At 71.9% G+C, this 3,255-nt stretch carries 2 protein-coding genes and 1 pseudogene; all 3 read left to right on the top strand.

What is annotated here, in order from left to right; translation table 11 throughout:
• Positions 1-1,468 (top strand): annotated as a pseudogene (locus GCN75_RS29425) (hypothetical protein); the annotation flags it as partial.
• A gap of 123 nt (positions 1,469-1,591) precedes the next feature.
• A complete protein-coding gene (locus GCN75_RS28660) occupies positions 1,592-2,908 on the top strand; it encodes a TolC family protein (RefSeq protein WP_152285368.1) in 1,317 nt (438 codons plus the stop codon).
• Between the two features lie 28 nt (positions 2,909-2,936).
• On the top strand, positions 2,937-3,255 hold a 319-nt coding region (locus GCN75_RS28655), incomplete at its 3' end, for a hypothetical protein (protein ID WP_152285367.1).

The raw sequence follows: 3,255 nt of genomic DNA, 5'->3' as shown, positions 1-3,255 counted from the left end.
GGCCGATGACGCTGCGGCAGCGCTGGCCGCGGCCAACGCCGCCAACGCCCAGGCAGCGCACAACGCCGCCGTCGCCGACGATCAGGCCGCAGCGGATGCAGCGGCAACGGCAGCGCTGGCGCAAGCGGCTGCCACGGCGGCGGCAGCGGCCGATGCCACGGCCTCCGCCAGCGCCGCAGCAGCGGCAGCATCACTGCTCGCCGCACAGGCAGCACAAGCCGACGACACGGCCGCCAACCAGGCCGCGGCAAACGCCGCAGCCGCCGCCGCCGCCCACACGGCAGCCATCGCCGCCGACGCACTGGCCGTCAGCACGGCGGCAACGGCAGCCAGCGCCCTGGCCGCCGCCACCGCAGCGCAGAACGACGATAATGCCGCAGCCGCCGCGGCAGCCCAGGCCGCCGCTTCTCTGGCCATCACGCAGCAGGCACAGGCCGACGATGCGGCAGCGGCAGCGGCTACCGTCAACGCGAACAATGCGGCGGCCGCCGCGCTGGCAGCCCATGCCGCCGATGCGGCAGCGCCGCTGGCACAGGCGCAGGCCGCCGCTTCCCTGCTGGCCTTCCAGGCCGCGCAAGCCGACGATGCCGCCGCCGCCAACGCAGCGGCAGCAGCGGCCCAGGCGCATGCCAATGCCAACGCAGCCTACGCGGACGATGCGGCAGCGGCCCAGGCCAACGCCAACGCGCAGGCAGCCGACGCGGCCCTGGTCCAGGCCAATGCCATCGCCGCGCAGACCGATGCCAACGCCCTGGGCGTGATATCGGCTGCGGATGCCGCCCACGCCGCCGCCGTGCAGGCGATCGCCGACCAGACGGATGCCGTGGCGCTCACCCAGGCCGCCGATGCGGCAGCGGCAGCGGCGGCTGCAGCCGCGCACACGGCCGACCTGACGGACGCCAACGCCCTGCACCTGGCTGCCGATGCGGCAGCGGCCGCCGCCCTGCAGGCGCAGGCGCAGGCGGACCTGACGGATGCAGGCTCGCTGACGGTGGCGGCCAATGCCGCCGCCGCAGCGGCAGCAGCAGCCCAGGCCCACGCCGACCTGACGGATGCGAGCCAGTTGTTCGTGCTGAGCCAGAATGCGCTGCACAGCCCGCTGACGGTGGCCGACTTCAGCACGGGCCTGCCTGCCGCCGGCGGCGACGTGATCGACATGTCCGCCATCGCCCACCTGACGGCATCGGTGGCGGTGGGCGTCAACCTGAGCACGGACTTTGGCAACGACAACCTGTTCATTTTCGATGGCACGTCCGTGTCGATCGGCGCGGCAGCCAGCGCCATCGCGGCCGACAACAGCGTCCTGTCGGGACAGGGCTACATCGTCATCGCCGATGCGCAGAACAACGGCGCCGTGACGGTGTACCACTCGAGCGACCTGAGCAATGCTCATGCCATCGACACGGCGCTGGTGCTGCTGAGCGGCGTGAACATCACGCAGCTGACGGCGGCGAACTTCCATGTCTGAGGCCATGGCCATGGAAACGTAGCCACAACGGCCGCAGGGGCGCGCACGCAGTCGCGCCGCGCTCCTGCGGTCCTGGTGATCCTCGTTGCAACCCTGCAGGCCGCAAGGCCGGAAAAACACGGGATGAGATTACGCAGTTTGCCAGCACTACCCTGCCGCCGGCGCCCCTGGCCCGGCATCCTGCCCTGCATCGCGGCTGTACTGGCAGCCGTCGCCATGGCCAGCGTCACCCCTTTCGCCGGCGCCCAGGGCGCCACGGCCTGGAGCTTCGACCAGGTCTTGCAGCAGGCGCTGCAAAGCCACCCGACCATCGCCGGCAAGCGCTCGGCACAGGCAGCCGCGCGGGCCGACCTCGATGGCGCGCAGTGGCAGCGCTTTCCCAGCCTGTCGGCCGAAATACCCACCGGTTCACAGGAAACGGGCGGCGTGGTGCGCATCGAGCAGCCGCTGTGGAGCGGCGGGCGCATCGACGCCGGCATCGATGCGGCCGGCAGCCGGGTCGACGCGGCCGGCGCGGCCATCGAGGAAGAACGCCTGACCCTGTCCCTGCGCGTGATCTCCGCCTACACGGAAGCGCTGCGCCAGGCGGCGCGCGTGCGCTCGGCCGAGGAAGGCCTGGCCGAACACCAGCGCCTGCTGGACATGATCAAGCGCCGCGTGGTGCAGTCGGTCAGTTCGCAAACGGACCAGCGCCTGGCCGAATCGCGCACCTACCAGGCGGCCAACGACGTGTCGAATGCGCGCCAGGCGCTGGAGAACGCGCTGGCGCAGCTGTCGCAGCTGGCCGGCAAGCCCGTGCGCCTGGTGACGAGCACGGGCATCGGCGTGGGCGAACCGCTGCCCGACGCCAGCCTGGAAAGGGTCATGCGCCAGGCCGTCGACTACTCGCCCACCCTGCACCGCCTCGAATTCGAGGCGCAGGCAGCCGATTCCGACATCACCCTGCAGCGTTCGGCCTACATGCCGAAGGTGGTGCTGCGCATGGAAAAACCCACGGGCGGCATCAATGCCGACAACCGCACGCGTGCCATGCTGGTGCTGCAGGCGCAGCCGGGCGCCGGCCTGTCGGCCAAGGCCGGCGTGGATGCGGCCGTGGCCAAGCGCGAAGGCGCGCGCGCCGCGCGCGATGCGGCCGAACGCGACGTGCGCGAGCGCTTCACGCTGGACTGGAACGAAGCGGAAGCGAGCCGCCAGCGCCTGGGCAACGCGGGCGAGGCCAGCACCACCTCGACGCAGGTCTTCGAATCGTATGCGCGCCAGTATGTGATCGGCCGCAAGAGCTGGAACGATGTGCTCAACGCCGTGCGCGAAGCGACCCAGGCGCAGTTCGCGCTGGAAGACACGCGCGCGCAGGCGATTGCCGCCAGCCTGCGCCTGGCCGCGCAGACGGGCACCCTGGCCGGGCGCACGGCGCCGGCAAGCCTGGCGCGCCCGGATTGACACCGACATGATACAAACAGGAGACAGCGTGGATACCTCCATCAAACATGGCTTGCTGACACTGATCGAACGGGCTTCCCGCCTGACGGGCCAGCACGTGCCCGCCGCGCGCCTGGCCGACCTGCAGCGCCAGCTCGACGACGTCGACGACAACGGCAGCCCCGCCCTGGTCCTGACCACCATCTGGCAGGCGGCCGGGCTGGAAGGCGCGGCGCGCCTGCTGCACGAACCGATGCCGGGCGAGCTGCCGTTCGCCGTCTACAGCGCCAGCACGGGCTGGGGCTTGCTGCAGTCGCGCGGCGCCGACGGCGCCTGGCGCGGCGAAGGCGTCGACGGCCGCGCCCTGC

It is taken from the genome of Janthinobacterium violaceinigrum (assembly GCF_009208555.1).
Lineage (GTDB): Bacteria > Pseudomonadota > Gammaproteobacteria > Burkholderiales > Burkholderiaceae_D > Janthinobacterium > Janthinobacterium violaceinigrum.
The sequence above is the reverse complement of the archived record's forward strand: the minus strand, read 5'-3'. Positions and strand labels throughout refer to the sequence as shown.